At 72.9% G+C, this 26,079-nt stretch carries 22 protein-coding genes; 17 read left to right on the forward strand and 5 right to left on the reverse strand.

Features of this window, described 5'->3' with window-relative positions; genetic code table 11:
* Window positions 1-189 precede the first annotated feature (189 nt).
* From H9652_RS19935 to H9652_RS16435, 5 genes are all read left to right on the forward strand, one after another.
* The gene (locus H9652_RS19935) at window positions 190-471 is read left to right on the forward strand and encodes a DUF4166 domain-containing protein (protein ID WP_225228371.1); all 282 of its coding nucleotides are present in this window, start codon (window positions 190-192) and stop codon (window positions 469-471) included.
* 84 nt (window positions 472-555) lie between these two features.
* A complete protein-coding gene (gatC, locus tag H9652_RS16420) occupies window positions 556-852 on the forward strand; it encodes an Asp-tRNA(Asn)/Glu-tRNA(Gln) amidotransferase subunit GatC (RefSeq protein ID WP_030152198.1) in 297 nt (98 codons plus the stop codon).
* The gene (gene gatA, locus H9652_RS16425; RefSeq protein WP_191797392.1) at window positions 852-2,369 is read left to right on the forward strand and encodes an Asp-tRNA(Asn)/Glu-tRNA(Gln) amidotransferase subunit GatA; all 1,518 of its coding nucleotides are present in this window, start codon (window positions 852-854) and stop codon (window positions 2,367-2,369) included. The genes gatC and gatA overlap by 1 nt, the downstream gene beginning before the upstream one ends.
* On the forward strand, window positions 2,366-3,874 hold the full coding sequence (gene gatB / locus H9652_RS16430) for an Asp-tRNA(Asn)/Glu-tRNA(Gln) amidotransferase subunit GatB (protein WP_191797394.1): 1,509 nt from the start codon (window positions 2,366-2,368) through the stop codon (window positions 3,872-3,874). Before gatA ends, gatB begins: the two co-directional genes overlap by 4 nt.
* Window positions 3,875-3,903: 29 nt before the next feature.
* Entirely contained in the window at window positions 3,904-4,476 is a 573-nt protein-coding gene (locus H9652_RS16435) for a GNAT family N-acetyltransferase (protein WP_307822614.1), read from the forward strand.
* A 37-nt stretch (window positions 4,477-4,513) separates the two neighbouring features.
* Here H9652_RS16435 and H9652_RS16440 read toward each other — a convergent pair whose 3' ends face one another.
* On the reverse strand, window positions 4,514-5,905 hold the full coding sequence (locus H9652_RS16440; RefSeq protein WP_191797396.1) for a cryptochrome/photolyase family protein: 1,392 nt from the start codon (window positions 5,903-5,905) through the stop codon (window positions 4,514-4,516).
* Between the two features lie 97 nt (window positions 5,906-6,002).
* Between H9652_RS16440 and H9652_RS16445 the strand changes: the two genes are divergently transcribed.
* Window positions 6,003-7,565 (forward strand): peptide MFS transporter, encoded by a 1,563-nt coding sequence (locus tag H9652_RS16445; protein ID WP_191797398.1) that lies wholly within the window; start codon window positions 6,003-6,005, stop codon window positions 7,563-7,565.
* Between the two features lie 92 nt (window positions 7,566-7,657).
* On the opposite strand, the gene H9652_RS16450 is transcribed toward H9652_RS16445, so the two are convergent.
* Complete coding sequence (locus H9652_RS16450) at window positions 7,658-8,254, reverse strand: DoxX family protein (protein WP_191797400.1); 597 nt, start codon at window positions 8,252-8,254, stop codon at window positions 7,658-7,660.
* 411 nt (window positions 8,255-8,665) lie between these two features.
* Between H9652_RS16450 and ilvD (H9652_RS16455) the strand changes: the two genes are divergently transcribed.
* Window positions 8,666-10,528: a dihydroxy-acid dehydratase gene (gene ilvD / locus H9652_RS16455; RefSeq protein WP_191797402.1), complete on the forward strand. Its 1,863-nt coding sequence runs from the start codon at window positions 8,666-8,668 to the stop codon at window positions 10,526-10,528.
* 102 nt (window positions 10,529-10,630) lie between these two features.
* On the opposite strand, the gene H9652_RS16460 is transcribed toward ilvD (H9652_RS16455), so the two are convergent.
* Window positions 10,631-11,263 carry a hypothetical protein gene (locus H9652_RS16460; protein WP_191797404.1) on the reverse strand — a complete coding sequence of 211 codons (633 nt, stop codon included), beginning with the start codon at window positions 11,261-11,263 and terminating at the stop codon, window positions 10,631-10,633.
* 80 nt (window positions 11,264-11,343) lie between these two features.
* Between H9652_RS16460 and ilvD (H9652_RS16465) the strand changes: the two genes are divergently transcribed.
* Both ilvD (H9652_RS16465) and H9652_RS16470 read left to right on the forward strand, forming a co-directional pair.
* On the forward strand, window positions 11,344-13,044 hold the full coding sequence (gene ilvD / locus H9652_RS16465) for a dihydroxy-acid dehydratase (protein ID WP_191797406.1): 1,701 nt from the start codon (window positions 11,344-11,346) through the stop codon (window positions 13,042-13,044).
* A gap of 168 nt (window positions 13,045-13,212) precedes the next feature.
* Window positions 13,213-13,875 (forward strand): VOC family protein, encoded by a 663-nt coding sequence (locus H9652_RS16470; RefSeq protein ID WP_191797408.1) that lies wholly within the window; start codon window positions 13,213-13,215, stop codon window positions 13,873-13,875.
* A gap of 78 nt (window positions 13,876-13,953) precedes the next feature.
* Here H9652_RS16470 and H9652_RS16475 read toward each other — a convergent pair whose 3' ends face one another.
* On the reverse strand, window positions 13,954-15,249 hold the full coding sequence (locus tag H9652_RS16475) for a cytochrome P450 (RefSeq protein ID WP_318244225.1): 1,296 nt from the start codon (window positions 15,247-15,249) through the stop codon (window positions 13,954-13,956).
* Between the two features lie 194 nt (window positions 15,250-15,443).
* Here H9652_RS16475 and H9652_RS16480 point away from each other — a divergent pair, with 194 nt between their 5' ends.
* The 5 genes from H9652_RS16480 to H9652_RS16500 are packed head-to-tail and all read left to right on the forward strand — an operon-like array spanning window position 15,444 to window position 21,415.
* The gene (locus tag H9652_RS16480; protein ID WP_318244226.1) at window positions 15,444-16,559 is read left to right on the forward strand and encodes a 3-oxoacyl-ACP synthase III family protein; all 1,116 of its coding nucleotides are present in this window, start codon (window positions 15,444-15,446) and stop codon (window positions 16,557-16,559) included.
* Window positions 16,556-17,377: a glycosyltransferase family 2 protein gene (locus tag H9652_RS16485; protein WP_191797410.1), complete on the forward strand. Its 822-nt coding sequence runs from the start codon at window positions 16,556-16,558 to the stop codon at window positions 17,375-17,377. The genes H9652_RS16480 and H9652_RS16485 overlap by 4 nt, the downstream gene beginning before the upstream one ends.
* Window positions 17,374-18,642 carry a cytochrome P450 gene (locus H9652_RS16490; RefSeq protein WP_225228372.1) on the forward strand — a complete coding sequence of 423 codons (1,269 nt, stop codon included), beginning with the start codon at window positions 17,374-17,376 and terminating at the stop codon, window positions 18,640-18,642. Before H9652_RS16485 ends, H9652_RS16490 begins: the two co-directional genes overlap by 4 nt.
* Window positions 18,639-20,465, forward strand: a complete 1,827-nt coding sequence (locus tag H9652_RS16495) for an AMP-binding protein (protein ID WP_191797412.1) — start codon at window positions 18,639-18,641, stop codon at window positions 20,463-20,465. The genes H9652_RS16490 and H9652_RS16495 overlap by 4 nt, the downstream gene beginning before the upstream one ends.
* The gene (locus H9652_RS16500) at window positions 20,462-21,415 is read left to right on the forward strand and encodes an NAD-dependent epimerase/dehydratase family protein (protein WP_318244227.1); all 954 of its coding nucleotides are present in this window, start codon (window positions 20,462-20,464) and stop codon (window positions 21,413-21,415) included. The genes H9652_RS16495 and H9652_RS16500 overlap by 4 nt, the downstream gene beginning before the upstream one ends.
* Window positions 21,416-21,442: 27 nt before the next feature.
* On the opposite strand, the gene H9652_RS16505 is transcribed toward H9652_RS16500, so the two are convergent.
* Window positions 21,443-21,907 (reverse strand): GatB/YqeY domain-containing protein, encoded by a 465-nt coding sequence (locus H9652_RS16505; protein ID WP_138823687.1) that lies wholly within the window; start codon window positions 21,905-21,907, stop codon window positions 21,443-21,445.
* 491 nt (window positions 21,908-22,398) lie between these two features.
* On the opposite strand from H9652_RS16505, the gene H9652_RS16510 reads away from it, so the two are divergent.
* The 3 genes from H9652_RS16510 to ilvC all read left to right on the forward strand — a co-directional run bounded on the left by H9652_RS16510 (window position 22,399) and on the right by ilvC (window position 25,983).
* Window positions 22,399-24,318 (forward strand): acetolactate synthase large subunit, encoded by a 1,920-nt coding sequence (locus H9652_RS16510; protein WP_191797414.1) that lies wholly within the window; start codon window positions 22,399-22,401, stop codon window positions 24,316-24,318.
* A 20-nt stretch (window positions 24,319-24,338) separates the two neighbouring features.
* The gene (ilvN, locus tag H9652_RS16515; protein WP_191797416.1) at window positions 24,339-24,863 is read left to right on the forward strand and encodes an acetolactate synthase small subunit; all 525 of its coding nucleotides are present in this window, start codon (window positions 24,339-24,341) and stop codon (window positions 24,861-24,863) included.
* Between the two features lie 91 nt (window positions 24,864-24,954).
* On the forward strand, window positions 24,955-25,983 hold the full coding sequence (ilvC, locus tag H9652_RS16520) for a ketol-acid reductoisomerase (RefSeq protein ID WP_191797418.1): 1,029 nt from the start codon (window positions 24,955-24,957) through the stop codon (window positions 25,981-25,983).
* The last annotated feature ends 96 nt before the right edge of the window (window positions 25,984-26,079 follow it).

A 26,079-nucleotide genomic window follows, 5' to 3' on the forward strand; every position in this document is an offset into this window, starting at 1 on the left:
GGGTGGGAGAGTAGGTCGCCGCCGGACAACCATTCACCAAAGGCCCACCCCAACAGGGGTGGGCCTTTGGCATACCCGGACACACCACCACCTGCCGTGACGACGGCACCGACCGGAGCCTCCACGTCCTCGGCGCGGGTACGGCTCGGCCTCCGTCACCGAGACAGGCCGCGGTACCAGCCTGCTCGCATGGCCGAACGAGGGATCTACGTCGAACTGATCCTGACGTCCGGTGCGCAGCGTTTCTACGAAGGTCCGCTGGGGTTCCGTTTCCCCCTCCTGCTGAGCGGCCGTGCCCACCTCCACGAGTGGTACGGCGAGGCCGCCGAGGTGTTCCGTGTCGACCTCGAGGTGACGAACGACCGGTTCGGCTTCCTCTTCGGGCATCGCGGGTCGTTCACGTGCGAGTGGACCTCCGCGCACGACGCTCCCGAGCGGCTCACGCCCCGTCGCCACGAGGCGCGGACCTGACCTGCGACACCCGCAACGCGACCCGCCGCGCGGTGGGCCGGGACGCCCCGGTGAGCGCCGTCGTCGGGCACTAGACTGGCGACCATGTCCACCATCTCCCGTGATGAGGTCGCGCGCGTCGCCGTGCTGGCCCGCATCGACCTCCGGCCCGAGGAGCTCGACCGCCTCGCCGGCGAGCTCGACGTCATCGTCGATGCGATCGCCCAGGTGAGCGAGGTCGCCACTCCTGACGTCCCCGCCACGAGCCACCCGCTGCCGCTGACCAACGTCTTCCGTGACGACGTCCCCGTGCCGCCGCTGCCCGTCGAGGACGTCCTCGCCGCAGCACCGGCCAGCGAAGACGGACGCTTCAGCGTCCCGCAGATCCTCGGGGAGGAATGATGAGCAACGACCTGACGCGGCTGAGCGCCGCGGACCTCGCCGCGCACCTGGTCTCGGGCGAGGTGAGCAGCGTCGAGGCGACGCAGGCGCACCTCGACCGCATCGGCGACGTCGACCCCGCGGTCCACGCGTTCCTGCACGTGAGCACCGAGGACGCCCTCGCGACCGCTCGTGACATCGACTCGCGCCGCGCCGCGGGCGAGGACCTGCACCCGCTCGCGGGCGTGCCGATCGCCGTCAAGGACGTCGTGGTGACCAAGGGTCTCCCGACGACGGCCGGCTCCAAGATCCTCGACGGCTGGATCCCTCCGTACGACGCGACGCTCGTCGAGCGCATCCGTGCCGCGGGCCTGCCCATCCTGGGCAAGACCAACATGGACGAGTTCGCCATGGGCTCCTCGACCGAGCACTCGGCGTACGGGAACACCCACAACCCCTGGGACCTCGACCGCATCCCCGGCGGCTCGGGCGGCGGCTCGGCCGCGGCCGTCGCCGCGTACGAGGCCCCCCTCGCGATCGGCACCGACACGGGCGGCTCGATCCGTCAACCCGGCGCCGTGACCGGCACGGTCGGCGTCAAGCCCACCTACGGCGGCGTCTCCCGCTACGGCCTCATCGCCATGGCGTCCTCGCTCGACCAGGCGGGCCCCGTCACGCGCACCGTCCTCGACTCGGCGCTCCTGCACGAGCTCATCGGCGGCCACGACCCCCGTGACTCGACCTCGATCAACGAGGACCTCCCGCTCCTCGTCGACGCGGCCCGCCAGGGTGCGATCGGCGACCTGCGCGGCCTGCGGGTCGGCGTCGTCTCCGAGCTCTCGGGCGAGGGCTACCAGGAGGGCGTGAGCGCGCGCTTCGCGGAGTCTCTCGACCTGCTGCGCTCGCTCGGCGCCGAGATCATCGAGGTCTCGTGCCCGCACTTCAAGTACGCGCTCGGCGCCTACTACCTGATCATGCCGAGCGAGGCGTCGAGCAACCTCGCGAAGTTCGACGGCATGCGCTTCGGCCTGCGCGTCGAGCCCGAGGACGGCCCGATCACCGCAGAGCGCGTCATGTCCGCGACCCGCGGCCAGGGCTTCGGTGACGAGGTCAAGCGCCGCATCATCCTGGGCACCTACGCCCTGTCGGCGGGCTACTACGACGCCTACTACGGCAGCGCGCAGAAGGTCCGCACGCTCATCCAGCGCGACTTCGACGCGGCGTTCGCGCAGGCGGACGTCCTGGTCTCCCCGACGGCCCCCACCACGGCCTTCAAGTTCGGCGAGAAGCTCGACGACCCGCTCGCGATGTACCTCAACGACGTCGCGACGATCCCCGCGAACCTCGCGGGCGTCCCCGGCATGTCGCTGCCGAACGGTCTCTCGGACGACGGCCTGCCCGTCGGCTTCCAGATCCTCGCGCCGGCCAAGGCCGACGACCGTCTGTACCGCGTGGGTGCCGCCCTCGAGGCCGCCCTGGAGAACACGTGGGGCGGGCCGCTGCTGGCCAAGGCCCCGGAGCTGGAGGTCGCGCGATGAGCGCACACGCAACCGTGGACCTGGTCGACTACGACGAGGCCGTCCGCCGCTACGACCCGGTCATCGGGATCGAGGTGCACGTCGAGCTCGGCACGAAGACCAAGATGTTCTGCGCGGCCGAGGTCGAGTTCGGCGGCGAGCCCAACACGCAGGTGACCCCGGTGAGCCTCGGCCTGCCCGGTGCGTTGCCCGTCGTCAACGGCAAGGCCGTCGAGTACGCGATCAAGATCGGGCTCGCGCTCAACTGCCAGATCGCCGAGTCGTGCCGCTTCGCCCGGAAGAACTACTTCTACCCGGACGTGCCGAAGAACTTCCAGACGTCGCAGTACGACGAGCCCATCGCGTTCGACGGCTACCTGGACGTCGAGCTCGAGGACGGCACGATCTTCCGTGTCGACATCGAGCGCGCGCACATGGAGGAGGACGCCGGCAAGAACACCCACGTGGGTGGTTCGACCGGTCGTATCCACGGCGCCGAGTACTCGCTCGTCGACTACAACCGTGCGGGCATCCCGCTCGTAGAGATCGTCACGCGCCCCATCACGGGCGCGGGCGAGCGCGCCCCGGAGGTCGCTCGTGCGTACGTCCAGACGCTGCGCGACATCTTCCGCGCGCTCGACGTGTCGGAGGCGCGCATGGAGCGCGGCAACGTCCGCGCGGACGTGAACCTGTCGCTGCGCGCGACCCCCGAGTCCCCTCTGGGCACGCGCACCGAGACCAAGAACGTGAACTCGTTCCGCTCGATCGAGCGCGCCGTCCGCTACGAGGTCTCGCGCCAGGCGGCGGTCCTCGACGAGGGCGGCACGGTCATCCAGGAGACGCGTCACTGGCACGAGGACACGTCGATCACGACCGCCGGTCGCGTGAAGTCCGACGCCGAGGACTACCGCTACTTCCCGGAGCCGGACCTGGTCCCGGTCGCCCCGAGCCGCGACTGGGTCGAGCAGATCCGTGCCACGCTGCCCGAGCTGCCCGTGGCCCGCCGCAACCGCCTCCAGGGCGAGTGGGGCTACGCCGACGCCGAGATGCGCGACGTCGTCAACGCGGGTGCGCTCGACCTCATCGAGGCCACCGTCGCGGCCGGGGCGAGCCCCGCAGCCGCTCGCAAGTGGTGGATGGGCGAGCTCGCCCGGTACGCCAAGACGAGCGAGACCGAGCTCGCGGAGATCGCGGTCACGCCGACGCAGATCGCCCAGCTCCAGGCCCTCGTGGACTCGGGGCGCATCAACGACAAGCTGGCCCGCCAGGTGCTCGAAGGCGTCCTCGCCGGCGAGGGAGACCCGGAGGCCGTCGTGGTCGCACGCGGCCTGGAGGTCGTGTCGGACGACGGCGCTCTCCTCACCGCGATCGACGCGGCCCTCGCGGCGCAGCCCGACATCGTCGAGAAGGTGCGCTCGGGCAACATGGGGCCGATCGGTGCGATCATCGGTGCGGTCATGAAGGCCACCAAGGGCCAGGCCGACGCCGGTCGCGTCCGCGAGCTGGTCATCGAGCGGATCGGCTGATCCGTGCCCCGGACGACGGAGGTGGTCGCGTGACGCGCGGACCGGAGCTCGTCGGCGAGATGATGCGGCTGCGGCCCATCGAGGCTCGCGACGCCGAACGCATGTGGGAGTCCGTCCAGGACCCGGAGTCGAACCGGCTCACGGGGACGACGGCGGAGTTCACGCGCGAGCAGATCGACGAGTGGGCTGCGACGATCAGCGACCGTGAGGGCCGTTACGACTGGGCCATCACCTCGGCGGCCCAGCGCGACGGTCAGCTCGTGAGCGACGAGATGATCGGCGAGATCGTCCTCAACGACATCGACGAGCACGCGCTCTCGGCCAACCTCCGCCTTGTCCTGCTCACGAACTACCGTGGGCGCGGCTACGGGCGCGAGGCGATCTTCGAGGTGCTGCGCTTCGCGTTCGACCACCCCGAGGGCCCGCACCTGCACCGGGTGAGCCTCGACGTGCTCAGCATCAACCCTCGGGCGCGCATGCTCTACGAGTCGTTGGGCTTCCGTGAGGAGGGCCGCCTCCGGGACGCGTTCCGGGACGGTGACGGCTGGGCGGACGCGGTCGTCATGAGCATCCTCGAGGACGAGTTCCGCGCGGGGCTCTGAGGAACCTCCTCACCGCCTGTCCTGCCATGTCCGGGCGTCATCGCCCCCGGCCGCGCTCGAAGTCCTCGAGCGACACCTTGCGCTCGAGCGCGTGGTCGACGACCCGCTCGGGGTACCCGGGCGCGGCACCGGCCAGCTTCCAGGGCTCGTGCACGGCCTTGCCGGCGATGCCCCGCAGCTCGGGGACCCACTCGCGCACGTACGCGCCGTCGGGGTCGAACTTCTGCCCCTGCGTGACGGGGTTGAAGATCCGGAAGTACGGCGCCGCGTCGCGCCCGGTCCCGGCGACCCACTGCCAGTTGAGCTGGTTCTGCGACACGTCGCCGTCGACGAGGTGCGCCATGAAGTGCTCGGCGCCGCGCTGCCAGCGCACGTGCAGGTCCTTGACGAGGAACGACGCGACGATCATGCGCACGCGGTTGTGCATCCATCCGGTGCCGAGGAGCTGGCGCATCCCGGCGTCGACCACGGGGTAGCCCGTGCGCCCCTCGCGCCACGCGGCGAGCATCGCGTCCTCGGCGGCCCCCGTCGCCCACGCGTCCTCGGGGACCACCGTGCGCAGCGACCGCCTCGCGGCGCCCGGATGGTGGAACAGGACGTCGGCGTGGAACTCGCGCCACGCGAGCTCGGAGCGGTAGGTCGCGGCAGCCTCCTCGGGCACCGCGCCCGAGCGCACGGCCGACGCGAGGTCGGCGAGCAGTGTGCGCGGGTGGATCTCGCCCCACTTGAGCGCGGGGGACAGGTACGAGGTCCCGACGAGGTCCGGACGGTCGCGGTCGGTCGGGTAGTCCGCGAGCCCGTCGGCGAGGAAGGCGCGCCAACGAGCGAGTGCCGCGGCCTCGCCCGCCTCGGGCAGGCGCGCCCCCGGCTCGGGCGCGTCCGGGAGACCGTCGGACGCGAGCGCGGCCCATGCGACGTCGTCGGGCAGGGGAGCGGGGGCCCGCCACCCGTGCTCGAGCCACGCCGTACGGAACGGCGTGAAGACCTGGAAGGGCGTGCCGCCGCGCGTGCGGACGCGGCCCGGTGCGACCGCGTACGGCGACCCCGTACGGCGCAACCGCACACCGGCGGTGGCGAGCGCCTCCTCGACCGCGTCGTCGCGGCGGCGCCCGTACGGCTCGTAGCTCGCGGCGACGTGGACGCTCCGGGCGCCGACCTCGGCGCAGACCGCGGGCACGACCGCGCGCGGGTCGCCGTGGCGCACCACGACCCGACCGCCGGTCGAGGCGTGCAGCGCACGCAGGCTGCGGGCCAGGTACGCCTGCCGCACGGGCCCGGCGGTCGCCCAGAGCGCGGGGTCCAGGACGTACAGCCCGACGACGTCGCTCCCCTCTGCGCGCGCCTCGCCCACGGCCTCGCCGAGAGCCGGGTTGTCGGCCAGGCGCAGGTCGCGGCGGAACCACAGGACGGTCGGTGCAGGGGAGGGCATCCGCCCACGCTAGCCCGTGTCTCACGGGCCCGCGCAGGTGCGTCTCGTCGGGTGCTCAGCAGTCGCCGGTCGTCACCGCCGGTGGCAGCATCGATCCATGAGCGGTAACGACGAGAGGCCCGTCCAGCCCGACCTCCCGGATCCCCGGCTCGAGGCCGAGACGGCCGCCGCAGCGGGGCGGATCCCGCGCGACCACGCCTTCTTCGGGCACCCGATCGGGCTGATGACCCTGTTCACGACCGAGCTGTGGGAACGGTTCAGCTACTACGGGATGCGGGCCATCCTCCTCTTCTACCTGACGGACACCATCGCGAACGGCGGCCTCGCGCTCGACGAGGTCACGGGGCTCGCCCTGGTCTCGATCTACGGCACGGGCGTGTACCTGCTCTCGGTCGTCGGCGGCTGGCTCGCGGACCGGGTCATCGGTTCCCGGCGCTCGGTGCTGTACGGCGGCATCGTCATCGCGGCGGGGCACGTCTCGCTGACGATCCCGGGGGCCGGCTTCTCGATGCTCGGCATCGCGCTCGTGGCGCTCGGCACCGGTCTGCTCAAGCCCAACGTGTCGTCGATGGTCGGCGAGCTGTACGCGCGCAACGACCCCCGCCGCGACTCGGCCTTCTCGATCTTCTACATGGGCATCAACCTGGGCTCGCTCGTCTCCCCGATCATCGTCGGGTTCGTCAACCGGCAGTGGGGCTACCACGCGGGCTTCGCGGTCGCGGCGGTCGGCATGGCCATCGCCCTCGTGTTCTTCGTGGCGGGGCGCAAGTACCTGGGCGGTGCGGGCGACTCGGTGCCGAACCCGATCCACCCCGAGGAGTACCCGAAGCTCGTCCGGATCGGGCTCGTCATCCTCGCGGGGCTCGTCGTCGCGGCGCTCGTCGCGTGGGCGGTCTCGGGGGCCTTCGGGATCTCGACGTTCATCGACACGCTGTCCTACGTCGCGTTCGCCGCCCCCATCGCCTACTTCATCGTGATGTTCCGCTCGCCCAAGGTCACCGCGCCCGAACGCTCACGCCTCACGGCGTACATCCCGCTGTTCGTCGCCGCGATGCTGTTCTTCATGATCTTCGAGCAGGCGGCCACGACGCTCTCGAGCTTCGCGAAGAACCGCACCGAGCTCTCGTTCTTCGGCGTCCCGATCGAACCGGCCTTCTTCCAGTCCGTGAACCCGTTCTCGATCGTGGTCCTGGCGCCGGTGTTCGCGTGGATCTGGGTCAAGACCAAGGACCGTCCGCCGACGGCCGTGAAGTTCGCGATGGGCCTGACCCTGGCCGCGCTGTCGTTCGTGTGGCTCGCAGGCGCGTCGGCGATCTTCGCCGACGAGAAGGCGCCCGCGTGGGTGCTCGTGTCGGTGTACGTCATCCAGACGCTCGGCGAGCTGTGCCTGTCGCCCGTGGGCCTCGCCGCGACGACCCTGCTCGCGCCCCGGGCCTTCCGGAGCCAGGCCATGGCGCTGTGGTTCCTCGCGCCGGCCGCGGGTCAGGCCATCACGGCCCAGATCGTCCAGGTCACCGAGGGCGCCTCGGACACTGCGTACTTCGGTGCGGTGGGCGGCATCACGATGGTGTTCGCGCTGATCCTCTTCGCGATCGCGCCCTGGGTCACGCGCCACATCCGCCACGCGGACGAGCAGGAGGAGGCTGCGGCGGTCGCCTGACGCTCGCCCTGCAGGGACGCACGTGCCCGACGGCGCCACGTGCCCGGGTGCACCGACGCACCCGGGCACGCTCCGCCGTCGGGCAGGGGGCGTCAGCGCATCCAGCCCGGCACGCCCACGCGCGCCGCGACCCGGCCCAGGCCGAACGTCTCGCCCGCGCGGGTCAGCGCGACGACGATCACGACGAGAGCCGTCACGACGTGGTCGTCGACGACCGGATTGTTCGAGCCCGCGGCCAGGGGCCATGTGGTGACCCACAGCAGCGCCATGAGGAGCGTGCCCGAGACCGCGGCGACCCGCGTCCCCACACCCAGCAGCAGCGCGAGCCCGGTCAGGCCCATGCCGAGCATGAAGAGCCAGTCGGTGGCCGGGCCCGCCATCTCGACGAACGGTCCCGAGAGCGGCCCCTCGAGCGAGGACAGGTAGCCCGTGGTCGGCGAGCCGCCGTTGAGCCACGCCCGCTCGGACGGCGTCGCGTAGCCCAGGCCCAGCGTCTTGTCGAGCACGGGCCACAGGAAGACGAACGAGATCGCGATGCGCAGGACCGCGAGGGCGCCGCGTGCGGCGGCGCTCGTCACGACGCGCTCGCCCGTGACGGGTGCGGTCGTCGGGGTGTCGGTGTCCGAGGGGTCGGTGCCGGTCGACGTGGAGCGAGCGCTCCGGTTCGTTGCAGCGGTGGCCTGGCTCATGAGGGCTGGTCTCCCTGATCGGTGGTGGCTCGTCCGGTGGGGCGCGGGGCGCCGGGGATACCGGGGTCGCCGGGGATGGGAAGGGGGTCTGGCTGCGAGGGGCCGCGGTCCGTCACGACCGTCGTGTCGACGGCACGCATCGGCGGGCGAGCGGCGTGCGGTGCACTACCGGGGCAGCCCTGCCAACCTCCCACCCGGGTGAAGTTCGCTGCAACCTTTTGAGCAGATTGACGGGTTTTCCCGTATCGGTGGTGCTACGTAGGGGGATCGCACATCGAGGTGCGGGTGGGAGCGCTGCACCCGTACGTGGACCACGAGCCGGACGACCGACGTCGCGGCCCCGACGCGGGCGTAGTGTGTCCGGGCGGTCACCTCCCAGGCCGCAGCACCACGTGAAGGAGCTGAACCGCCATGAGTCGCCCCCTGCGCTCTCGGACGTCCACCCACGGCCGCAACATGTCCGGTGCCCGCGCGCTCTGGCGCGCCACCGGCATGGGCTCGGAGGACTTCGGCAAGCCGATCATCGCGATCGCGAACTCGTACACGCAGTTCGTACCGGGCCACGTCCACCTCAAGGACATGGGCGACCTCGTCGCGTCGGCGATCCGCGAGGCCGGCGGCGTCTCCAAGGAGTTCAACACCATCGCGGTCGACGACGGCATCGCGATGGGTCACGCGGGCATGCTGTACTCGCTGCCCAGCCGCGACCTCATCGCCGACTCGGTCGAGTACATGGTCAACGCGCACTGCGCGGACGCGATCGTGTGCATCTCCAACTGCGACAAGATCACGCCCGGCATGCTCAACGCCGCGCTCCGGCTCAACATCCCGGTCATCTTCGTCTCGGGCGGGCCCATGGAGGCCGGCAAGGCCGTCGTGGCCGACGGCGTCGCATCGACGCACCTGAACCTCGTCAACGCGATCAACTACGCCGCGGACGACAACGTGAGCGACGCGGCCCTCGCCCAGGTCGAGGAGAACGCGTGCCCCACGTGCGGCTCCTGCTCGGGCATGTTCACCGCGAACTCGATGAACTGCCTGACCGAAGCCCTGGGCCTGTCGCTGCCCGGCAACGGCTCGACCCTCGCGACGCACTCGGCGCGCCGCGAGCTCTTCCTCGAGGCGGGCCGCACGATCGTCGACCTCGCGCGCCGCTACTACGACGACGAGGACGACTCGGCCGCGCCGCGCAACATCGCGACCAAGGCCGCCTTCGCCAACGCCATGACGCTCGACGTCGCCATGGGCGGATCGACCAACACGGTCCTGCACATCCTCGCCGCCGCGCAGGAGGGCGAGATCGACTTCGACCTGACCGACATCGAGCGCATCAGCCGCCAGGTCCCGTGCCTGTCCAAGGTCGCGCCCAACCACCCGAACTTCCACATGGAGGACGTCCACCGTGCGGGCGGCATCCCCGCGCTGCTCGGCGAGCTCGACCGCGCCGGGCTCCTGGACCACGACGTCACCTCGGTCCACACCCCGACGCTGCGCGAGTGGCTCGACGACTGGGACGTCCGCGGCGGCAAGGCCACCGAGCGGGCCGTCGAGCTGTTCCACGCGGCCCCCGGCGGGGTGCGCACCACGCAGGCGTTCTCCACGTCGAACCGTTGGGACCACCTCGACACCGACGCCGCGAACGGGTGCATCCGCGACCTGGAGCACGCGTACACGGTCGAGGGCGGACTGGCCGTGCTGCGCGGCAACCTCGCCGAGGACGGTGCGGTCTTCAAGACCGCAGGCGTCGACCCCGACGTGTTCCACTTCGTCGGCAAGGCCCTGGTCTGCGAGTCGCAGGACGAGGCCGTCGAGAAGATCCTCACCAAGCAGGTCGAGCCCGGTCACGTCGTCGTCGTGCGCTACGAGGGCCCCGCAGGCGGGCCCGGCATGCAGGAGATGCTCTACCCGACCTCCTTCATCAAGGGACGCGGCCTCGGGAAGGTGACCGCGCTCATCACCGACGGCCGATTCTCGGGCGGTTCGAGCGGCATCTCGGTGGGCCACGTGTCGCCCGAGGCCGCGGCCGGCGGCGTGATCGGGCTGGTCGAGGACGGCGACGAGATCGAGATCGACGTCGACACGCGCCTCATCCGCCTCAACGTGTCCGACGAGGTCCTCGCCGAGCGCCGCGCCAAGATGGAGGCGCGCGAGAACCCCTGGCAGCCCGTCGACCGCGACCGCTACGTGTCCCCGGCGCTCCAGGCCTACGCCGCGATGGCGACGTCCGCCGACCGCGGCGCCGTGCGCGACGTGTCGCTGCTCAAGCGGCGCTGACCCGGCCGCAGGTCCCACGACGACGGGCCCGTACCCCTTGAGGGTGCGGGCCCGTCGTCGTCGGCGCGGTGCTGGGACGGGCTGGTCAGGGACGAGCGCGCGTCAGCACTGCTCCTCGGACTGCTCCGTGACGACCCACGTGGACCCGGCCGGCGCCATGACGGCCGTACCGCAGTCCCCGCCCGCGTACGCGACCGCGAGGACCGTCGCGTCGGGGCGCTCCTCGCGCACCGTGACCTCGACCTGCGCGATGTCACCGACCGCGGCGTAGAGCGCGGCCGTGGTCGTGATCATCGACGCGCAGTCCGTGATGCCCGGCCACCCCTGCGCGGTCATCTCCGCGACCATCCGGTCGGCGAGCGCCGGAGCGAGGTACCCGCAGGCCGTCTCCACGTCCGGCACGCGGCTCGCAGCGAGCCACGCGCGGAACGCGTCCTCGGGTGCCTCGGCGCTCTGGGGGGTGGGCGGTGCGTCGGGAGACTCCGGGGCCGGGGCCGGGGCCGGGGCCGGGGCCGGGGGTGCGGCGGGTGCGGCGGGTGCGGTCACGGTGGGCGAGTGAGCGGAGCCCGTGCCACCCCCAGCCGGGGCGGACGCGTCCGTGCGGGTCGACGCGCCGGTCGACGCGCCGGTCGACGCGCCACCGGCGCAGGCCGTCAGCGCGGCGAGCGCGAGAGCCGCCACGGCGAGAGCACGACCGGGGCGGGCGCGGGCGCTGTGCGGCGTCGTTGCAGTCACGCGGGCATCCTGCCACAGGTACAGCGGCGCCACTGCGGGTGTCTTGTGGCCCGCCGCCCGCCGCGAGGAGATACTCAGGTATGGCCAGCGACGACATCGACATCAAGCCCCGCTCCCGCACCGTGACCGACGGCATCGAGGCCACGGCCTCGCGCGGCATGCTCCGCGCCGTCGGCATGGGAGACGAGGACTGGGTCAAGCCCCAGATCGGCATCGCGAGCTCGTGGAACGAGATCACGCCGTGCAACCTGTCGCTCGACCGGCTCGCGCAGGGGGCCAAGGAGGGCGTGCACGCGGGCGGCGGGTACCCGCTGCAGTTCGGCACCATCTCGGTGTCCGACGGCATCTCGATGGGTCACGAGGGCATGCACTTCTCGCTCGTGTCGCGCGACGTCATCGCGGACTCGGTCGAGACGGTCATGCAGGCCGAACGCCTGGACGGGTCGGTGCTGCTCGCCGGGTGCGACAAGTCGCTCCCGGGCATGCTCATGGCTGCCGCCCGCCTCGACCTCGCGAGCGTGTTCCTCTACGCGGGCTCGATCATGCCGGGCTGGGTCAAGCTCGAGGACGGCACCGAGAAGGACGTCACGCTCATCGACGCGTTCGAGGCCGTGGGCGCGTGCTCGCGCGGGCTCATGAGCCGTGAGGACCTCGACCGCATCGAGCGCGCGATCTGCCCGGGCGAGGGCGCTTGCGGCGGCATGTACACCGCGAACACCATGGCGTCGGTCGCCGAGGCCATGGGCATGTCGCTCCCCGGATCGGCCGCACCGCCCTCGGCCGACCGACGCCGCGACAACTTCGCGCACCGTTCGGGCGAGGCCGTGGTCGAGCTGCTGCGTCGTGGCATCACCGCGCGCGACATCATGACCAAGAAGGCGTTCGAGAACGCGATCGCGGTCGTCATGGCGTTCGGCGGCTCGACCAACGCGGTGCTCCACCTCCTCGCGATCGCGCACGAGGCCGAGGTCGACCTGACCCTCGACGACTTCGACCGGGTCGCTGCGAAGGTCCCGCACCTGGGCGACCTCAAGCCGTTCGGCCGCTACGTCATGAACGACGTCGACCGCATCGGCGGCGTGCCCGTGGTCATGAAGGCGCTGCTCGACGCGGGCCTGATCCACGGTGACGCGCTCACGGTCACGGGCCGGACGGTGAGTGAAAACCTAGCGGACCTGGCGCCCCCCGACCCCGACGGCAAGATCCTGCGCGCCCTCGACAACCCCATACACCGCACCGGCGGCATCACGATCCTCGGCGGCTCGCTCGCGCCCGAGGGAGCCGTGGTCAAGTCGGCAGGCTTCGACTCCGACGTGTTCGAGGGCACGGCCCGCGTGTTCGAGCGCGAGCGCGCGGCGCTCGACGCCCTCGAGGACGGGACCATCACCGACGGCGACGTCGTCGTCATCCGGTACGAGGGGCCCAAGGGCGGGCCGGGCATGCGCGAGATGCTCGCGATCACGGGAGCCATCAAGGGCGCGGGCCTCGGCAAGACCGTGCTGCTCCTGACCGACGGGCGCTTCTCGGGCGGGACGACGGGGCTGTGCGTGGGGCACGTCGCCCCCGAGGCCGTGGACGCCGGGCCCATCGCGTTCGTGCGTGACGGCGACCGTATCCGCCTCGACGTCGCACGCAAGACGCTCGACCTGCTGGTCGACCCGGCCGAGCTCGAGGCCCGCAAGGACGGGTGGGAGCCCCTCGCCCCGACGTTCACCCGGGGAGTGCTCGCCAAGTACGCCAAGCTCGTCCAGTCGGCCTCGCGCGGGGCGATCCTCGAGTAGGGGGCTGCGCGCGGTCGAGCACGGGGTGGGGGCCGTTCCGACGGTCGGAACGACCCCCACCCCGTGCTCAGCACCCGCGGTCGCGACTGCTGGCGACGTGGTCCGGGCTGCGGGATAGTGGACGAGGAACGCCCACCGTCCGCGCCGAACCGCACCGGAGCAGCAGCCATGAGCGACGCGATCACCGCCCGACAGTTCCACGACAGCGACGGGGTGGAGGACTGGCGCGTCGTGCTCGGCACCGCGCAGGCCCGCTTCCGGACCGACTCGTTCACGGCCGGGGTCGAGCTGGTCGACGCGATCGGCGAGCTGGCCGAGGGCATGAACCACCACCCCGACGTCGACCTGCGGTACGCGACCGTCACCGTCCGGGTGTCCTCGCACGACGTGGGCGGGCTGAGCAGGCGCGACGTGACCCTGGCCCGGCGGATCTCCCTCGTGGCCAAGGAGCTCGAGCACCCGGCCGAGACCGACGGGCTGCTCGAGGTCGAGATCGCGGTCGACGCCCTCGACCGGCCCGCCGTCCGGCCCTTCTGGCGGGCGGTGCTCGGCTACGCCGAGGCGCCGCCCGAGGACGAGGGGCTGGGGCTCACCGACCCGGCAGGGTATGGGCCGTCGGTCTGGTTCCAGCAGATGGATGCGCCGCGCCCCCAGCGCAACCGCATCCATCTCGACGTCTCCGTCCCGCACGACCAGGCCGAGGCGCGCGTCACCGCGGCCATCGCGGCGGGCGGGCACCTGGTCTCCGACTCCCGGGCGCCGGCGTTCTGGGTGCTCGCGGACGTCGAGGGCAACGAGGCGTGCATCTGCACGTGGCAGGCGCGCGACTGAGTCGCGAGGCTCGACCGAACAACCTGTCGGAGCGAGCGTGCCCCCGAGGGCAGGCTCGCTCCGACAGGTTGCGGGGCGTCAGTCGCGCGCCACGACCAGGGTCCGGTAGCCCGGGATCAGCACCCCGCGCTGCGCGCTGCGCGACACGACCCGCAACGGTTCGCCGTCGTCCCAGAGCGTGTGCAGGAGCGCGCCGATCTCCGCGCGGGCCAGCGCCGCCCCGAGGCACAGGTGACGCCCCGCACCGAACCAGAGCTGGCGGCTCTCGCGGACGTAGGGGCGGCCGGCACGGAACGGTCCGGCACCGATGTTCGCGCTCCAGACGAGCATCATGATGCGCTCGCCCTCGGCGAGACGGCGACCCGCGACCTCGACGTCGGCCGCGACGCCCCGGCCGATGACCGAGGCGGGGCTCGTGACACGCAGCCCTTCACGCACGGCGTTCTCGACGGCGTCGGGCTCGCCCGGGGCGCGGACCTCTCCCGCCGCCGAGCGGTCGGCATCGGCGCGCATCCGGTCGAGCAGGCGGTGCTGCTCGCCCGTGTCGACGAGCAGCGCGGTCGTCCGTGCCATGGCGGAGGCCGAGGTCTCCGTGCCCGCGACCATGAGGAGGCACGCGAGCCCCGTCGTCTCCTCGAGGCCGAGCCCCAGCTCTCGGCAGCGGCCGAGCAGAGTGTCGGCGGGCGCGTCGCGCCAGCCCGCCGGGACGCCGCGGGTGAGCTCGGCGACGATCTCGCGGGCCGCGGCGACCTGGGCGGGGGACAGGTGCGTCGACCCCGCGCTCCCCAGGGCGATCGTCGCGAGGCGCTCGCCGGTCTCGAAGACCGTCAGGGCGTCCTCGTCGGTGGGCCAGGTACCTGGCGCCCGCCTGGACCCTCGCGAGGGGTCGCCGTCGGCGCTGGCGTCCGGCCCCGGTACGCCCAGGAGCGAGATCATCATGCGACCCACGAGCACTCGCGCCAGGCGTGCGACGTCGACCGTCCCGCCCGCCCGCAGCGCCTCACGGGCCGCGGCGAGAGGACCGGACCACGCGCCCTCGACGAGCTCGGCCGAGCTGGCCTCGGTGAACAGCTCGCGCGACCGCGAGCGCAGGTCGTGGTGCCCCGGGCCGTCGAACAGGTCGAGCACCCAGTCGCCCAGGATCTGCGCCCACAGGTGCCCGACCCCGCCCTCGCCCACGATCGTGAACGACCGGTGGTCGCCCAGGACGGTGCGGGAGACCACGGGGTCGGCCGTGACCCAGCCCAGGCCGGGCACCTTGCGCAGGGGCGGCCCGGGCAGGTGGCGCGAGAGATGGCCGCCGAGCAGCACGGCGGCCATGCCGGGGCGGGCACGGCGCAGGAGGTCCACCTCGTGGCGGGTCGTGGGGAGCACGACGGACAGTCTGGCGCATCCGGCGGCCGGTCGTGGTCGTCCGGGGTCGTCCTGTGGGCGACGGCAGGGCGACGGCGGGGCGACGGCAGGGCGACGGCGGGGCGACGGCGGGGCGACGGCCTGTGGGCCGAGCGCCCGACTCTCACCCGTGGACAACCTCGGTGGGGCTCGGGTTCGTGGCTACGCTGTCGCGGGTGCCGATCATCGCCCACCCTCCAGCGCACCCTTCGGGGACCCGCGCGACGCTCGCCCCGGTCCGGGGCCCGGCTCCTGCCGCCGTGATCGCGGGGGTGGGCGTCCACCTGCCCGAGCGCACCGTGCGGGTCGCCGACGCCGAGCGGGACCTGGCCCGCACGAGCGCTCCCGGTGCCGTGCCGCGCCTGCCCATGGTCTCGCGCCTGACCGGGGTCCGGCAGGTCCACGTCCTGCCCGACGACTGGAACGCCTCGGACCTCGCGGCCGCCGCCGCGGCCAAGCTCCTCGCTGCGCAGGGGCTCGACGCCCGGGACGTCGACCTGCTGATCTTCGCCTCGGCGAGCCAGGACATGGTCGAGCCGGCGACGAGCCACATCGTCGCGGCCAGGCTGGGGGTGCGCTCCCCGGTCATGGACGTCAAGAACGCGTGCAACTCGGTCCTCAACGCGATCGAGGTCGCCGAGGCCCTCGTCGCCACGGGCCGGTACGGGACGGTCCTCGTCGCGTGCGGCGAGGCGCCGTCGCGCGCGGTCCGGTGGGACGTCCCGGACCGGGCGACGTACCTGCTGTCCGCGCCGGGCTACACCATGTCCGACGCCGGAGCGGCGGTCCTGGTGCGACGCGCACCTGAGCCGGTGGTCGGCACGAGCGACGACGCGCCCGCCCCGGCGGGCATCCTCGCGAGCGCTTTCGGTGCCGAGTCGACGCACTGGGACGTCGGTATGCTCCCCGGCGGGGGGACGGCCTTCCCGCGAGATCTCGACCGCACGTACTTCGAGATCGACGGGTCGCGGCTGCGCGACGCGTTCCTGGCGCTGGGGCCGGGCGTGATCCTCGAGGCGCTCGACCGCGCGGGACTGACGTGGGACGACGTGGCCCTGGTCGCGGTGCACCAGGTCGCGGTCGCCTACCTGGCGGACGTCCACGAGGCCCTGGGCCTGCCCGAGGGGCGGACGATCGTCACGGTCGCCGAGCACGGGAACGTCGCCTCGGCGACGCTGCCGCTCCAGCTCGTGACCGCACTGGAGAGCGGCCGCGTGGGTCCGGGGGACGTCGTGCTGCTCGTCGGGCTGGCCGGCGGGATCAGCATCGGAGCCATGGCGGTGCGGCTGTGACCGCGGAGGGCCCCGCGGGGACGGGTGCGGCGCCCGGGCAGCGGACGCCACCGCTCCCGGTCCGTCTCGCGGTCGTCGTCCCGGCGCTCAACGAGGCGCACGAGCACGGGATCCTCGCGACGCTGCGCGCCCTGCGCGTCCAGGAGGACCGTGACTTCGACCTGGTCGTGGTCGACAACGGCTCGACCGACGGCACCCCGGACCTCGTGCGGGCGACCCTCGCGGACTGGGACGAGCCACGCTGGCGTCTGGTGACCGAAGCCCAGAAGGGGACGGGCGCCGCGGCGGACACGGGCATGCGCGCGGCGATCGCCGCGGGCGCGACCCACCTCGCGCGCACCGACGCGGACTGCGTGCCCCCGCCGGACTGGACGGTCCGCGTGAAGGCCGCGTTCGCCGTCGGGCACGACCTGGTGGCGGGGCGGATCGTCGCGCGCACCGACGACCTGCCCGTGTCCCGTGCGCGGCAGGCGATCCTGTCGGGGGCCGTGAGCCTCGCGAGCACGTTCGGGAAGTTCCGCCCCGGCAACCAGGACCCGTCCTACCTGGGTCCGTACGTCATGGCGCCCGGGTGCAACATGGCCGTCACGGCGGACCTGTACGAGCGCGCGGGCGGCTTCCCCCGCACCGCGATCGAGGACCTGCACGAGGACCGCGCCCTGGTGAACGCCGTGCGCCGCCTCACGTCGGCCTACGGCGCGCACCCCGAGGTCGTGGTGCGCGCCTCGACGCGACGCGCGCACGCCTGGGGGCTCGTGCGGACCCTGGGCTGGTACGCCGACCACCGCTACAAGCCCGAGGTCGTGGACATCCGATGACGGCAGACACGTCCCCGCGAGCGCCGGGCGCCGGGTCGAGCACCGCCCAGGGGTCCGCCCGTGACGCGCACCGCTGGGAGGAGCGCGTCCAGCGCGGCGCGCACCCGCTCGTCTACCCGGCGTTCCGGGCGCTCGCCCGGCGTGGCCCGGTCGTGCGCGTGCCGGGGCTCGGGGTCGTGGTGAACGACGCCGTGACGGCACGTGAGGTCCTGCTCGACACCGAGCACTTCTCCAAGGTCGGCCCCGGGGCGCCCTCGGACCTGTGGACGCCCGTGCTGGGGCCGTCGGTCCTGCTCAACATGGAGGGCGAGGACCACGCGACGCTGCGGCGGGCCCTGTCGGGGCTGTTCACCCAGCGCTCGGTCGCGCAGCTCACCGCGACCGAGGCAGGGGCGTCGCTGGGGACGTTGGCCCCTCGCCTGCTCGCGGGCGAGACGGTGGACCTGGTGCAGGAGGTCGGGGCGCTCGCGGGCACGGTCATCTGCCGCATGACAGGTCTGCCGCCCACCGACGCCGCGGTGCGCGACGCGATGGTCGCGGCGCAGTCCGTCGTCGGGCTCGTGCGCCTGCACCGGCGCAGCCTCACGCCCTCCCAGGTGCGCTACGCCCGCGAGGTGCTGGGCACGCTGAGCGAGCCCGCGCGGGCCGCGTACCACGACGGGGACCCCGCGACGGTGCCGGGGCGCATGCGCGGTCTCGGGCTGAGCGAGCGCGAGGCGCTGGGCGCGGTCGGGGCGTTCGTCATGACGGGCACCGAGACCATCCAGTCGTTCACGCCGCGCCTGGTCGCGCTCGCGGTCGACACCGGGTGGATGGATCGCCTGCTGCTCGCGGGACCGGACGACGCCCTGCGCGGCCGCGTGGTCGAGGAGGCGCTGCGCGTCACGGTGCCGACCCCCGCGATGCTCCGGTCCGTGCGCTCGGCCCACAGGGTGGGAGCCGTGCCGGTGCGGGCGGGGGAGCGCGTCGTCATCGCGACCGTGACGTGCTGCCGGGCGGGCGGGGCGTTCGACCCCGCACGTGACGCGGACCCGGCGCTGCGCAACCTGTGGTTCGGCGCTGGTCCGCACTTCTGTCTCGGCATGCCGCTCGCGATGGCGCAGGTGGGGGCGGTCCTGGACGCGTTGCGCCCGGTCGCGACGGCCGGGCGCTCGCTGCGGGTCGCGGGGCGCGAGGTCGCGCGGGGCGTCCTCATCCCGTCCTACCGGCGCCTGCGGATCGAGGCCGCCGCGTCGGCCTCGGTGCCGGTGGAGGAGGCGCCGTGAGCGGCCCGACGACGGAGCACCTGCTCGCGACCATCGGCGGCCACGCGCGGGGGGCGCGCGGCGACGAGGTGGCGCTGCGCTGGTGGGCGCGTCCGGCGCACCGCGCACGACGGGGCCGGGAGAGTGCGGGCGGCGCGCCCGCACCGGGCGGCGAGCCGCTCGACCGGGTCCGCGAGGAGGTCACGTACCGCGAGCTGGCGCGCCGCATCGAGGCCACGGCCGACGCCTTGCACCGGGAGGGCATGCGACCGGGGGACCGCGTGCTGTTCTCGGTCCGCCCCCGGCCCGGGGGGATCGTTCTCGCGCTCGCCGTCGTGCGGCTCGGGGCCGTGATCGTGTTCGTCGACCCGGGCTCGACGCCCGAGCTCTTCGCCGCGCGCGTCGCGGCCGCAGGCCCGCGCTGGGCCATGACCGAGTCGCTGCTCTACGCGATCTCGCGCGGTCCGTTGCGGCGCCTGGCCCGCTCGCGCGGCCTCCTGCTGCCCGACTACGCGAGCCTCCCGCTGCGGCACGTCCGGTCCGGCCCGTGGCTGCCCGGGGTGCCCCGGCGGTCGCTGCCGGCGCGCGCGCTCGCCTCGGGGGTACGTGGGGCCGGCGGGCAGGGCGTCGGGCCGACGCCCGTGACGGGCCTGCCGCTCGACGGCGAGGCGCTCGTGGTCTTCACGTCGGGCACCACGTCGGACCCGAAGGCCGTCGTCCACTCCGCGGGCTCGCTCGGTGCGGGCTGCGCCCTGCTGGGCGCGGCCTTCGAGCTCATGCCGGGAGACGTGGTGCACACCGACCAGATGCTCCTGGGCATCCCGGCGCTGCTCGCGGGTGGGACCTGGTCCATCCCGCCGGGGACCCCCGCGCAGGACGTCGTGGCCTTCGGTCGGCACGCGGCCGGGCAGGCCGGGACGTACCTGGTCCCGGCGGACCTCACGCTCCTGCTCGACGCGGTCGAGACCGGCCGGGCTCCCGCGCTGGGCCCGCGGGTCGGGCTCGTCGGTGGCGCGCCCGTGACGCGGTCGATCCTCGACCGCGCCCGCCGGTCGCTGCCGACCACGCGGTGGATCGGGGTCTACGGCATGACCGAGATCCTGCCCGTCGCGGTGGTCGAGGCCGCAGACAAGCTCGCGCACGCCGGGGACGGCGACCTGGTCGGTCGCCCGCTGCCGGGCGTCGAGGCCCGGATCGACGCCACGGCCGTGGAGGGCTGTGCGAGCGAGCCCGGCGACGACGCCCGACCGACCGGCCCCACGGTGGGCGAGCTGGTCCTGCGCGGCCCGTCCCTCATGAAGGGGTATCTCGCCCACCTCGACGGCGGACGGCCACCGGTGAGCGAGCACCGCACGGGCGACCTCGCGCACCTCGACGAGCTGGGTCGGATCGTCCTCGTGGGGCGCACCCGCGACATGATCATCCGCGGCACGGTCAACATCTACCCGGGGCTGTTCGAGCCGCGGCTCGCCGCGCTGCCCGGCGTCGGGGAGGCAGCCCTCGTGGGCGTCCTCCAGGAGGACGGCGACGAGAAGGTCGTCCTCGTGGTGACCTCCGCCCCCGCCTGCGCGGCCGGTGCACCCGCCGGGACGCACGCGGCCAGGGCGGCGGGCGTCGTCGGGCCGGCAGAGGGCCAGGGCGAGCCCGTCCTGACTGCCGACCACCCGCTGCTCGTCGGCGTCCGGTCCGCGCTGCCGGACGTGCTGGACCATGGAGCGCTGCCGGACCTGGTCCTGCATGCCGACCGCCTGCCGCTCGCGGGGCGCAGCCGCAAGCCCGACCGCGCGACGCTCTCCCGCGCCGCGGCGCGCCACCTCGCGACGACCGGGGCGCGGCCCACGTGAGCCTGCGCGTCGGCGTCACGGGGGCGTCGGGGTTCGTCGGGGGAGCCGTCGCTCGACGCGCCGTGGCCCACGGTCACCGGGTGTGGACCTTCTCGCGGCGCGACGCGCACGTCTCCGGGGCAACGCACCGGACGTGGGACCTCGAGGCAGGGGTGCTCGCGGCACCGCCCGCGCTGGACGTCGTCGTGCACGCGGGGGCGGCGGTCTCCGACTGGGCGCGCCACGACGTCGCGTGGGCGACCAACGTCGAGGGCACGCGCGCCGTGCGGGACACGTTCCCGGCGGCGCGGTTCGTGCACGTGTCCTCGGGCAGCGTCTACGACCCCTTCGTCCCTACGGTCCGGGGACGGGAGGGCGAGGCACCCGTCGAGCGGTACCTCAACGCCTACGGCGCGACCAAGGCCGCCGCCGAGCGGGTCCTCGCCACCGACGCCCGCACGCCCGGGCGCGGACCCGTCGTCGTGCTGCGCCCCCACGCCGTGTACGGCCCGGGGGACACGACGCTCCTGCCGCGCATCGAGGGTGCGATCCGGGGCAGGCGGCTCGTGCTCGTCGGGGACGGGTCGGCGCTGCAGTCGCTCACGCACGTGGACACGCTCGTCGAGGCGGCGCTCGCGGCCGCGACGGTCGACCTGCCGCACGGTCAGCCCCTCGTGGTCAACGTCGCGGACGCCGGGCCCGTGGTCCTGGGCGAGGTCGTCGTCGAGCTCCTGCGCCGCAGGGGGCACGACGGCGTCACCCTCGCCGGGATCCCGGCCCGCCCCGCGTGGGTGCTCGCCGCGTGCGCCGAGGCTCTCGCACGCTGGACGCGGCGGCCCGAGCCGCCGCGCCTGACCCGGTACGCCATCAGCCACCTCGCGGCCGAGCGCACCTACGACCTGACGGTGCTGCGCGAGGTCCTGGGGGTCGAGCCCCGGGCGACGTCGCTCGCGGGGGCGGAGAACTGGTGACGCGCGGGCCGGTCGCCCCGTGCCAGGTCAGAGCGCCCCGAGCGCCTGACGGACGGCCTGCGAGAGCGCCTTGCCGTCGACACGGCCGATCCCGGCCGCCGCGGCAGTGGCGGTCTTCATGACCGTGCCCATGTCCTTCATGGACGAGGCGCCGGTCGAGACGACCGCGGCGGCCACGAGTGCGTCGAGCTCGGCGGGCGTGAGGCTCGCAGGCAGGTACTTCTCGATGAAGTCGGCCTCGCGGGTCTCGTTGTCGGCACGCTCGGTCGCGGCCGCGTCGGTGTAGATCTGGGCGCTCTCGCGACGCTTCTTGACCTCGGCGGCCAGGACCGTCTGGACCTCGGCGTCGGTCAGCTCGCGCGCGGTCGAGCCGGACTTCTCCGCGGTGCGGACGGCGCCGATGACCTGGCGCAGGGTGTTCTTGGCGAACTCGTCGCGGGCCTTCATGGCGGTGGTGAGGTCGGCTGTCATTCGCTCGATCGTGGTGGTCATGGGTCCATGGTGCCTGGTCCCACGGCTCCGGCCCTACTGCATTGCCCCGCAGCACGGGGCAGGGACTCGGACAGCCCCCGTCCTTGGTGCCCCGCGCACCCGGCCGGACCATCGTCGTCGGGCCGGACGTCCCATTCCCTGAGACGTCCGGCCCCACGCATGACATCGCCGGATCGAGGGCGTAGTGTGCACAACGTGCAGACGATCCTTCTCGTAGTACTTCCTGAGCGCGCCGGCTGAGGCCAAGCAACCAGGTCTCGTCAGCGCGCTCACCCCTCGAAGAGCCCTCACCGGGTACGAGGGGTTTTTTCATGTCACGACCACGACCGTCATGACCACCCCCTCCGGGCACACCCCGCTCCGGAGCCGGTCACCGGACCGCACCACCCCGCGGCAGAACAGCACGGAGAGCACCAGAAGTACCAGCACCACCACGGTGAGCTCGATCCAGCCGGTGGCAGCCAGTCGCCACCGAGAAACAGGAGATACCGATGGTCCAGGGTCCCCACCCGGCCCCGCCGACGCCGAGCGCCCCCGCGCCCGCCGGCGAGGCCGTGGCGCCGAAGCCAGCCCCTTCCCCCGCGAGCCTCGCAGCCCGCCCCGACAGCCGAGCACGCGCCTCGGTCACCGGCGAGCGCACCCCCAGCCTCGTCGTCGGGCCCGAGGAGGTGACGGGCGCGCAGTCGATCGTCCGCTCGCTCGAGGAAGCCGGTGTGGACGTCGTCTTCGGCATCCCCGGCGGTGCGATCCTGCCGACGTACGACCCGCTCATGGACTCCAAGAAGCTTCGCCACATCCTCGTGCGCCACGAGCAGGGCGGCGGCCACGCGGCCTCGGGCTACGCCCACGCGACCGGCCGCGTCGGCGTGACCATGGCGACGTCGGGCCCCGGCGCGACGAACCTCGTCACGCCCATCGCCGACGCCAACATGGACTCGATCCCGCTCGTGGCCATCACGGGCCAGGTCGGCGCGTCCCTGATCGGGACCGACGCCTTCCAGGAGGCCGACATCGTCGGCATCACCCTGCCGATCACCAAGCACAACTTCCTCGTCACCGACCCCGACGAGATCCCGCGCGTCATCGCCGAGGCCTTCCACATCGCCCAGACCGGGCGCCCCGGGCCCGTCCTCGTCGACATCGCGAAGTCCGCGATGCAGGCGCGCACCACGTTCTCGTGGCCGCAGGAGCTGCAGCTGCCCGGCTACCACCCCGTGACCAAGCCGCACTCCAAGCAGATCCGCGAGGCCGCCCGCCTGCTCGCGACCGCCAAGCGCCCCGTGCTGTACGTGGGCGGTGGCGCGATCCGCGCGAACGCCTCGGCCGAGCTGCGCAAGCTCGTCGACCTGTCGGGCGCCCCCGCCGTGACCACCCTCATGGCCCGCGGCGCGTTGCCCGACTCGCACCCGCAGAACCTCGGCATGCCCGGCATGCACGGCACCGTCCCCGCGGTCGCCGCGCTCCAGAAGGCCGACCTCGTCGTGGCCCTCGGTGCCCGCTTCGACGACCGCGTCACGGGCACGCTCTCGAGCTTCGCGCCGCACGCCACGATCGTGCACGCCGACATCGACCCCGCAGAGATCGGCAAGAACCGCGAGGTCGACGTCCCGATCGTGGGCGACCTGCGCGAGGTCATCTCCGACCTGCTGCCCGAGCTCGAGCGCGAGCACGCCGCCAAGGGACAGCCGGACCTCGGCGCCTGGTGGCGCCAGATCGACGACTGGCGCGAGACCTACCCCCTCGGCTACTCCGAGCCCGAGGACGGACACCTCGCCCCGCAGCACGTCATCCAGCGCCTCGGCGAGATATCCGGCCCCGACTCGATCTACGTCGCGGGCGTCGGCCAGCACCAGATGTGGGCCGCCCAGTTCATCCGCTACGAGCACCCCAAGACCTGGCTCAACTCGGGTGGCCTCGGCACCATGGGCTACTCGATCCCGGCCGCGATGGGCGCCAAGGTCGGCCAGCCCGACAAGACCGTGTGGGCGATCGACGGCGACGGCTGCTTCCAGATGACCAACCAGGAGCTCGCGACCTGCACGATCAACGAGATCCCCATCAAGGTCGCGCTGATCAACAACTCCTCGCTCGGCATGGTCCGCCAGTGGCAGACCCTGTTCTACGAGTCCCGCTACTCCAACACCGACCTGCACACGGGTCGCGGCACGCAGCGCGTGCCCGACTTCGTCAAGCTTGCCGACGCGTACGGCTGCGAGGGCATCCGGGTCGAGTCCAAGAGCGAGGTCGACGCCGCGATCAAGCGCGCCATGGAGATCGACGACCGGCCCGTCGTCGTCGACTTCAACGTCTCGCGCGACGCGATGGTGTGGCCCATGGTCGCCTCGGGCGTGAGCAACGACAACATCCAGTACGCACGCGGCATCTCGCCCGCGTGGGACCGCGAAGACTGAGACCGGGGAGAGCCGCAACCATGTCCCGACACACCCTCTCCGTGCTCGTGGAGAACAAGCCCGGCGTGCTCACGCGCGTCGCGGGCCTGTTCGCCCGCCGCGCGTTCAACATCCACTCGCTCGCCGTGGGCCCCACGGAGCACGAGGAGATCTCGCGCATCACCGTGGTTGTCGACGTCGACCAGAACCCGCTCGAGCAGGTCACCAAGCAGCTCAACAAGCTCGTCAACGTGATCAAGATCGTCGAGCTCGACCAGACGTCCTCGGTCCAGCGCGAGCTCCTGCTCGTCAAGGTCCGCGCCGACGGCGCCAACCGCACGGGCGTCCTCGAGGTCGTCGAGCTGTTCCGCGCCAAGGTCGTCGACGTCGTCCCCGACGCCGTGACGATCGAGGCCACGGGCACCCCGGAGAAGCTGAGCGCCCTCCTCGGCGCGCTGGACCCCTACGGCGTCCGTGAGATCGTCAAGTCCGGCACCGTGGCCGTCGGCCGTGGCGCCCGATCCATCACCGACCGGGCGCTCGACCGCGCCCACCGGTCCGCCTGACCCAGTCCATCCCGGTGGACACCCCCCACGTTGCCCACCGACGTCGAACTATCGTGTTCGGCATCACCTCAAGAACCCAAGGAGTAACACCGTGGCAGAGCTCTTCTACGACGACGACGCCGACCTCTCGATCATCCAGCAGAAGAAGGTCGCGGTCGTCGGCTACGGCAGCCAGGGACACGCGCACGCGCAGAACCTCCGCGACTCCGGCGTCCAGGTCGTCATCGCCCTCAAGGAAGGCTCCAAGTCGATCGCCAAGGCGACCGACGAGGGCTTCGAGGTCAAGACCGTCGCAGAGGCAGCCCAGTGGGCGGACCTCATCATGATCCTCGCGCCGGACCAGCACCAGCGCTCGATCTACAACGACGAGATCAAGCCGAACCTGGCCGCCGGCAAGACGCTCGCGTTCGCGCACGGCTTCAACATCCGCTTCGGCTACATCGAGGCCCCCGAGGGCGTCGACGTCATCCTCGTCGCGCCCAAGGCTCCGGGCCACACCGTGCGTCGCGAGTTCGTCGCGGGCCGCGGCATCCCCGACATCATCGCCGTCGAGAAGGACGCGTCGGGCCACGCGTGGGACATCGCGCTCTCGTACGCGAAGGCGATCGGTGGCACGCGCGCCGGCGTCATCAAGACGACGTTCACCGAGGAGACCGAGACCGACCTGTTCGGCGAGCAGGCCGTCCTGTGCGGTGGCGTGTCGCAGCTCGTCCAGTACGGCTTCGAGACCCTGACCGAGGCCGGCTACCAGCCGGAGATCGCCTACTTCGAGGTCCTGCACGAGCTCAAGCTCATCGTGGACCTCATGTGGGAGGGCGGCATCGCCAAGCAGCGCTGGTCGGTGTCGGACACCGCCGAGTACGGCGACTACGTCTCGGGCCCCCGGGTCATCGACCCGCGGGTCAAGGAGAACATGAAGGCCGTCCTCGGGGACATCCAGAACGGCGCGTTCGCGAAGCGCTTCATCGACGACCAGGACGCGGGCGCCCCCGAGTTCAAGGAGCTCCGCGCCAAGGGCGAGGCGCACCCGATCGAGGCCACGGGCCGCGAGCTGCGCGGGATGTTCGCGTGGGCGAAGTCGGGCGACGACGACTACACCGAGGGCTCGGTCGGTCGCTGACCCTCGCTTCGCTACGGCGAACCTTCTGAGGAGGGTGACCCGTCCTGCGCGATCGTGGTCGGGTCCGGCGGGAGGCCGCCGGGCCGGACGGAAGAT

It is taken from the genome of Oerskovia rustica (assembly GCF_014836555.1).
In the GTDB taxonomy this organism is placed as follows: Bacteria; Actinomycetota; Actinomycetes; order Actinomycetales; family Cellulomonadaceae; genus Oerskovia; species Oerskovia rustica.